We start from the raw sequence: 7,862 nt of genomic DNA, 5'->3' as shown, positions 1-7,862 counted from the left end.
TGAACTCTCCTGTCGTGGTTGATGTGTCCTGTGATCAACACGACGGAGGCGGAGCCCGCGCAGCAGCGCAAGGTCCTCGATCGAACAGCGGGCCCGCACTGGCCCGTACGGCGCTCAGAAGAGCACCGGGTCACCGATCCGTGTGCGGCGCAATGCCCTCCCGGTAGTCATCCTCACACCTTAGTCCACCGAAGATGGCCGCCGCCAAGGCCCCAGTCCACAGCGCGGCTTGCGAGAGTGATCTCGGCCAACACCTCGATCCCGGCCCCGTCGGCGCGACACCAATGCCGAGCTCGTGGCTGCACGGTACTCACCGCACTTCTGGAACACGCCCCAGCTCGCCTCCCGCCGTGCGGTCACCGCCTGCTCGTCGCACTCCCCCCGAGAACCTGCAGACTGGCGCTGATCCGGTGCATCAGCCTGCTTGCGCCACCGACGCTGTAAGAGATACGGAAAGGAAATACTTTCGAAGCTCTGAGGGGCAGTGGTACCAGCGGTGGCGGGGCGGTGGTGTGCCGGCAGCCGACGCTGCCCACGTCCCCGCAGGGCCGTAGCGACCTGATCAAAGCCGCTCAGCAGGTGCTGGTGGACCGGTGCATGACGGCGCGGGGTACTGCCGGTCCGCCGCCGCCAAGAGGTGCCACCTGACGTTGCCGCCACGCTGACGGCGGCACGGGCGGGGCGGCTCCGCGGAGCCCCGGGATCACAGGTCTCTCGGGGCTCCTGCTCGCCTCGCTCGGCCGGTGCTGACCGCCGCGATCAGGCCACGGACAGGACGATCTTCCCGGTGGTGCGTCCCTGCTCACCGATCTCGTGTGCCTTCGCGGCCTCGGCCAGCGGCAGCACGGTCTCGACCACCGGCTTCAGCATGCCCCGTTCCGCCAGGGCGGCGATCTCGCGCAGACCGAGGTGGTCGGGCTCGACCAGCATCCACACCGCCCGTGCGTGATCGGGCACGGCAGCCGGGACGTCGTCGGGGCCGGGCAGGACGACCAGCCGCCCGCCAGCCCGCAGCGCCTTCAGGGACCGCTCGGCAGTCTGGCCGCCGAGCCCGTCCAGCACCACGTCAACGTCCCCGACGACGTCCTCGAAGCGGACCGTGCGGTAGTCGATCACCTCGTCCGCGCCCAGTTCCCGCAGCAGGTCGTGCTTACCAGCGCTGGCGGTGCCGATGACGTAGGCGCCGCGAGCCTTGGCGATCTGCACTGCGAGGTGGCCCACCCCGCCGGCCGCCGCGTGCACCAGCACACGTTCACCGGCGCGCACGCCGGCGGTGTCCACCAGGGCCTGCCAGGCGGTCAGCCCGGCCAGCGGCAGTGCCGCCGCCTGGACGTGCGTGAGGTTCGCCGGCTTGGGCGCGAGGTGGCGTGCCGGGGCGACGACGTATTCGGCGTAGGCGCCGGCCTGCCGCGGGAACAGCGGCATGCCGTAGACCTCGTCCCCGGGACGGAACATGCCCACGCCCGGTCCGACGGCCTCGACGGTGCCGGACACGTCCCAGCCGACCGCCGGCACGTCGCCCCACTCGATCAGGGCCCCACTGGCCCGGGTCTTGAAGTCCACCGGGTTCACCCCGGCCGCGTGGACCCGGACGAGGACCTCGTTCAGTCCCGGCTCGGGACGAGCCACCTCCCGCTCGACCAGGGTTTCCGGTCCGCCCCACTGCTCCACGACCACCGCGCGCATGCTGTCCGCCTCACTCTTTCCGTCTCGATCGGATCTGCCGCCCGGGCTCTTCCCGGCGCGACGCAGTCCACGATCCGATATCCGCACCCTCCATGGTGTTGGCCGTCTGGCCACTATGTGACAGGATCTGGCCATGAGCAGGACGCAGTGGCCAGGCACCGACACCCACCCCCACGGGGCCGACGATGCGCCGGAACCGCACCGCATCGCGGTCCTCGCCCTGCCCGGGGTCCCGCCCTTCGAGCTCGGCATCCCTTCCCGGGTCTTCGGCAGCGTCCTGGACGCGGGCGGACGCCCGCTGTACGAGGTCACCGTCTGTACCGCCGACGGCGCCCCCGTCCTCAGCGACGCCGGGTTCACCGTGCAGCCCGCAGCCGGTCCGGAAGCCCTGACCGCCGCCGACACCGTGATCGTCCCGCCCACGCACGCCATGCCCGAGCTGGGCCTCGGCGGTCCGCTGCCGCCCGAGGTCACCGCGGCCATCGCCCGGATCCGGCCCGGCACCCGCCTGGTCTCCATCTGCACCGGCTCCTACGTGCTGGCCGCGGCCGGACTCCTCGACGGCCGGCCCGCCACCACCCACTGGAACCTCGCCCCCGAGTTCCGCCGCGCCTACCCCCGCGTCAAGGTCGACGAGGAAGTCCTCTTCGTCGACGACGGCGACGTCCTGACCTCCGCGGGCGTCGCCGCCGGCGTCGACCTGTGCCTGCACATGATCCGCCGCGACCAAGGCGCCGCCGCCGCCAACCGCGCCGCCCGTATGTGCGTCGTACCGCCCTGGCGGGACGGCGGGCAGGCCCAGTACATCGACCGCCCGGTCCCCGAACCCACCGTCGCCACCACCACCGCCACCCGCGCCTGGGCCCTGGAACACCTGGCCGAACCCCTCTCTCTGAACCGCCTTGCCGAACACGCCCGGATGAGCCTGCGCTCCTTCACCCGCCGCTTCCGCGACGAGGTCGGCATGACCCCGGTGCAGTGGCTCACCGCGCAACGCCTCGAACTGGCGAAACAGTTGCTGGAGACCACCGACCTGTCGATCGACCTGGTCGCCCACCGCTCCGGCTTCGGCTCCGCCAACTCCCTGCGCGCCCACATGAGAGCGGCCTTCGGTGTCTCACCCGCCGCCTACCGCCGCACCTTCAGCCCTCACGACCCCATGGAAACCGAGGCCTGACAGCAGGCGGGCAGCCCACCCCCAGGCACCTCCCGAGTCGGCAGGGCGCCGTCCGCTCGCCCCTCAGCTTGCCTGCCAGCCTCGCCCAGGATCGAGCCGCTGGTCCGGCTGCCCGGAGGTGTGGCGGATCGAACGGTGGGATTCCTCGTCCGCAGCGGGAACCGGTAGGCCCCGCCGATCTTGCGCTTCCGGACTCGACGCGCCCTCTCCGACCCGCGGGCAGTGGCGCGGCCGCCCGTGTGAACGGACCGGCTCGCCGTCGCCTACCGGCCCGTTTGGCAAGTCGGCGCCAAGCCCGGGCCAAGGGGAAGCGGGCACGGTTGTCGTGTCCGCTCGGTGTGGTGGGCGGGCAGGCCGACGATGTACTGCCACCAGTGCTCGGCGAGGATCCGGGCGCGTGCCGTGTCCTAGGGCCGGACTTCCTGGACCAGCTCGGCCAGCAGTCGCGACTCGCGGCGGAACACCTGGTGGATCATCGCCATCTCGCGGGTGTAGGGGTGGACGGTGGGGTCTGAAACGTTGCGCGTGGTCATGCCGTCCAGTCTTCGGAGCATGGTTGCCGAGCACTTGCACGCCACTTGCCAAGCCGGCTCCACATCGGCTCTCGACGGCGGCTGCTGGAGATCGCGACGAGCCGCTCCGGTGGCCCGGCGACACGACGGCGCCGTGAGATGCGGATGAGCCCGACGGAAGACAGGACGCCGCTGACGAGACCGGGCGGCACGATCCCGAATCGCGGCAGGGCCTGGTACGGCGCTCGGCGGCGTTCCTGCCCACCGGCAGCGAGATCCGGCAGGTGCTCATCTGCCAGAGCACGCCGAACTTCTGATTTTTCGTCATCACCTATTTCACCGGCCTGACGATGTTCTGGAATCGCAACGGAGGAACTGGTCGGCGCCCTGGCAGGCTCTGCGGCGGAGACCGTTGCCGTGATCGAGGCGAAGAAGGAAGCGGCGCCCTCGCTCGCGCCGGTACCAGGATCGACGGTGCGCGTTGGCGGGACGGGCTGTCGGTCACGGTTCTGGCGTGGCTCCTACTGGAGGCGTCGGGAGCCTTCGGGGCCGGCCGACAGCCCGTGGCCGGGCAGACGCCGATCATCCGTGTGACCATCGACCACCGGATCAGCGCCTCACTGTTCTCCGGCCGCCTCTCGGAATCCGAGCCAGGCGGCGAGCCCGGCCCCCCGCCGAGGGTGCCGCTTCTCGAGCAGGGTGAGCGCGCCCCGGACGACAAGGTCAGCGAAGACGCTGGTGGGGCGGCAGGGGGCAGCGAACGCCGGCGACGATGCCGCCGGTGGCCGTTCCGCCCGCGCGGCCCCGCCGGGCGGCCGGGGTCAGGGCGGCGCAACGCAGTGCGATCCTGCGGGACGCTGTGCTCGTCCACGCTCTCCCTGGCCGTCCGCCAAGTGGAGACGACGGCAACAAGCCCGCTCACGCTCAAGTCACCACCGGTGGACGGTCACCGCCCGGCGGGCCGGTCACCGGCATCACCGATATGGGCGGCCACCGTCCGCAGGAAAGCGGATAGTCGGCCTGGGGCGAGAGGTAAGGATTTCCCCGCTGCTTCGATTCAGGCGGCGCCATTGAGCGCCTCCAGTCCATCGAGCACCGCGCGGTGCGGCCGTTCGACTCCACAATCGGCACCGCCGGCTCGGTGCCTTGCGCCGTACCCGATCAAGCAGGCCGTCCAGGGCAAAGAAAGGAGTCAGCATGGTCACCAGCCCGGCAAGACCCACGCTCATGGCAGAGGCAGAGCGATTGCCCACGCCGCCGCTGCGCACGTCCACGGAGATCCAGGGCAATGTCCTAGCCGCGTTTCACAAGGACTACATGACGTTCCGCTACCTGCGATTCCCGGACGCAACCCGCGCACGCGGTTGGCTCTCGGTGATGCTGAACACGGTCTCGGTGACCGCCGAAGTGGAGGACTTCAACGAGGCGTTCTCCCTCTCCCGCCGCGCCTACGGCCGCGACCCTGACAAAGGCGCGACCTGGGTGGGTCTGTCCCTCACCTATCAGGGTCTGATGGAGGCCTCGGTCCAGCCCGAGCAGGTCGAGAAGGATCTGTACGCCTTCGAGGCGCTGCGGGCGGGCGCCGACGGGCGGGCCACGATCGTGGGCGACGATCCGGCTCAATGGGTGTTCGGTTCCGGTGAGAACACCGTGCACGCGGTCGTGGTGGTCGCCGCGGACACCAAAGAAGACCTGGACAACAAGCTGCAGAAGATCGCCGCGGCGGACAATGCCCACGGCATGATCCTGGTGGGCCAGGACAACGGCGAGACCCTGCCAGGCGAGCTTCGAGGGCATGAGCACTTCGGTTTCAAAGACGGCGTCTCCCAGCCCGGAATCAGTCAGTTCCACCGCGAGGACCCCAGGAAACCCGGATATCGGGAGAATCGGCTGGGGGCCGAACTCATCGCGCCCGGCGAGTTCGTCTTCGGATACCCGTGCGAGGAGGGCAGCAATAACCGCACCGGGCCGGCGTGGATGAAGGACGGCTCGTTCCAGGTGGTGCGCCGTCTCCACCAGGACGTGGCGAGCTGGCGCGCCGCCATTGCGGAGGCGGCGAAGAATTTCACTCCCGCGCTGGACTTCGACGGGCTCGCCGCCCGCGTGGTCGGCCGGAATCCGGACGGTACGCCGCTGGCCAGGCCGTCCGATCCGGTGGCCGGTATCGGTAGCGATCTCAACGGCTTCGACTACCGGAACGACCCACGCGGCCAAGACACACCCTGCGCTTCACACACGCGGAAGACCAACCCACGTCATGCCGCCCCGACCATCCACACGCGCAGTCACCGCATGCTGCGCCGCGGCATCCCGTACGGCCCACCCCTCGCACCGGGTCAGCCCGATGACGGGCAGGAGCGCGGCCTGCTGTTCGTGTGCTACGGCACATCGCTCGAGGAACAGTTCGAGCATGTTCAGGCACGATGGGCCAACGCCGCGGACTTCACCCCCGGGGAGCCCGGGGCACCCACCGGCAGAGACAACGTCTGCGGTCCCGGAGGCGAGGCACAGTTCGAATTGGGCGAGAACGGCCCGCAGGGCACCTTGGACATGCGCGGCTTCCTCAAGACCATGGGCATGGTGTACGCGTTCACTCCGTCCATGTCCACGCTGCGGCTGCTCGCCGAGGGCGCACCACTGCCCCGATAAAGCACCATGCCCTCGCCCCGCAAGGCACGAGGAGTTCCGCGCTTCGTCGGCCCCAGCTGAATCGGACAGCCGGGGCCGGAGGGCACTCCGCGTCCTGGGACGGCGACCTTCGAAATCCTGTTGCGCCGGCCGGGACGGCTAGTACTCCAGCCGGACTTCCGTATTTTTGCTGGTCAACGGCTTGGCGGTAGGGAGCGTAGCGAGGGTATGACCCGCGTGGGACGGTCTTGGGCGGGCCGTCCACCGAACGTGTGCCCGCGCCGCTTGTAATGACAGCGTCTTGCGGCTTGTGTCCACGGCAATCGTGTCGCACCGGAACACGACTGCGTTACTTCCTGTGACCCACCCTGTGGACCAGCGACCGTCTTGCGCCGCCGGAACGGGCCACCGCTCGTCCCGGTTGTCTTCCACCGTGGCCGTGGACGCCCGAGCGGGGCTGGCCGGGGGGGTCGCCTAGCGGCGTTCAGCCACACAGGGTGCGCAGGGCCGCGCGGCAGTCCGCGGCGCGGCTCTGCGGGTCGGTGTCAGTGGCGGCCCAGGCGATCCGGGCGTCCGGCCGGATCAGAACGGCGGTGACGTCCTGCCAGAGCGCATGCGTCTTTTCGGCATTGACGGCTACCGTCCACTGGTCCAGGCCGGGCGCTGAACATGGCGTCTGCGTCCCGCCGAGGTCCAGCAGCAGCGGTCGGCCGTGATGCATCAGCGGGTGGGGGGTGGGCGCGTCGGCCACATCGAGGGCGAGGCCGGCCAGTCGCGTGCCGGTCAGCGGGTGGGCGCCGGGTGCGGTGTCGGCGGGGAGCGGGTCGTCGAAGCCGGCGATCCTTCGGGCCCACGTGCGGTTGGTCCGTGGTTCGGCCAGCGCGGCGGACCAGACCTCGCGCAGCGCGATCTGCTCCGGGCTCGCCGCGGCGAACAGGGCGAGCCGCGCGCGGGTGTTGTCGATGACGGCGCGGGCGGCCGGCCTGCGCTCCGTGTCGTAGCTGTCGAGCAGTCCGTCGGGCGCCCGGCCCTGGAGGGTGGCGGCCAGCTTCCAGCCCAGGTTGGTGGCGTCCTGGATGCCGAGGTTCATGCCCTGCCCACCGGCGGGGAAGAACATGTGCGCCGCGTCCCCGGCCACCAGCACGCGTCCGGACCGGTAGTGCGCGGCCTGGCGGGTGGCGTTGCCGTAGCGCGAGAGCCACCGGGGGTTGCGGATGCCCAGGTCCCGGCCCAGCAGCGCGCGGGTCTGCTCGCGTACCTCCTCCAGGGTCAGCGGTTCGCCGGTGCCGCGGTGCATGGTGGCCGTGGACAGGCCCGCCAGCCGGTGGACGCCGTCGCCGATCGGGGCTACCAGCAGGGACCCGGCCGTCCCGGTGGCGGCGAGCGGCCCCGTGGGTGGATCGTCCAGTTCGACGTCGGCGAGCCACCCGGTCAGGGTGGTGTCCTGACCGGGGAAGCCGATGCCGGCCGCCTGGCGCACCGCGCTGCGCGTGCCGTCGCAGCCCACCACCCAGCGGGCCCGCACGGTCCGGTGGGCACCAGCGGCCCGGATCACCGCCTCGACGGCGTCCGGGCCCTGGGTGAGCGAGACAACCTCCTCCCCGCGCAGCACTCGGGCGCCCACGGCGAGTGCGTGCTCCTCCAGGAGCTGTTCGGTGACGGACTGACCGAGCGCCAGCATGAACGGGTGCACCGCCCCGACCGTGGAGAAGTCCAGCCGGGTGGTGGCCGCGCCGAAGTGGCCGGTCGGCACCGGGGTGCCGCGTTCGATGAACCGCTGCGCGAGGCCGCGGGTGGCGAAGGTGTCCAGCGTGCCGGCCTGCATGCCGACCGCGCGCGACCGTCCGTCCGGTGCCGCC

Annotated in this window: 5 protein-coding genes; 2 read left to right on the top strand and 3 right to left on the bottom strand. The window is 71.0% G+C overall.

Going from position 1 to position 7,862, the window contains the following annotated elements:
• Nucleotides 1–759 precede the first annotated feature (759 nt).
• Nucleotides 760–1,686: an NADP-dependent oxidoreductase gene (locus JK359_RS38280; RefSeq protein ID WP_201844329.1), complete on the bottom strand. Its 927-nt coding sequence runs from the start codon at nt 1,684–1,686 to the stop codon at nt 760–762.
• Nucleotides 1,687–1,819: 133 nt separating this feature from the next.
• Here JK359_RS38280 and JK359_RS38275 point away from each other — a divergent pair, with 133 nt between their 5' ends.
• Entirely contained in the window at nt 1,820–2,863 is a 1,044-nt protein-coding gene (locus tag JK359_RS38275) for a GlxA family transcriptional regulator (RefSeq protein ID WP_201844327.1), read from the top strand.
• 407 nt (nt 2,864–3,270) lie between these two features.
• On the opposite strand, the gene JK359_RS40065 is transcribed toward JK359_RS38275, so the two are convergent.
• Nucleotides 3,271–3,396 (bottom strand): hypothetical protein, encoded by a 126-nt coding sequence (locus JK359_RS40065; protein ID WP_269139091.1) that lies wholly within the window; start codon nt 3,394–3,396, stop codon nt 3,271–3,273.
• Nucleotides 3,397–4,572: 1,176 nt separating this feature from the next.
• Between JK359_RS40065 and JK359_RS38270 the strand changes: the two genes are divergently transcribed.
• On the top strand, nt 4,573–6,024 hold the full coding sequence (locus tag JK359_RS38270; RefSeq protein ID WP_201844325.1) for a Dyp-type peroxidase: 1,452 nt from the start codon (nt 4,573–4,575) through the stop codon (nt 6,022–6,024).
• A 463-nt stretch (nt 6,025–6,487) separates the two neighbouring features.
• Here the strand turns inward: JK359_RS38270 and JK359_RS38265 are convergent.
• Nucleotides 6,488–7,862 (bottom strand): FAD-dependent monooxygenase (locus JK359_RS38265; RefSeq protein ID WP_201844323.1); only part of this gene is annotated, 1,375 nt, incomplete at its 5' end.

This window comes from Streptomyces actinomycinicus (assembly GCF_016741775.1).
Lineage (GTDB): Bacteria > Actinomycetota > Actinomycetes > Streptomycetales > Streptomycetaceae > Streptomyces > Streptomyces actinomycinicus.
This window is presented reverse-complemented; position numbering and strand designations above follow the sequence as displayed.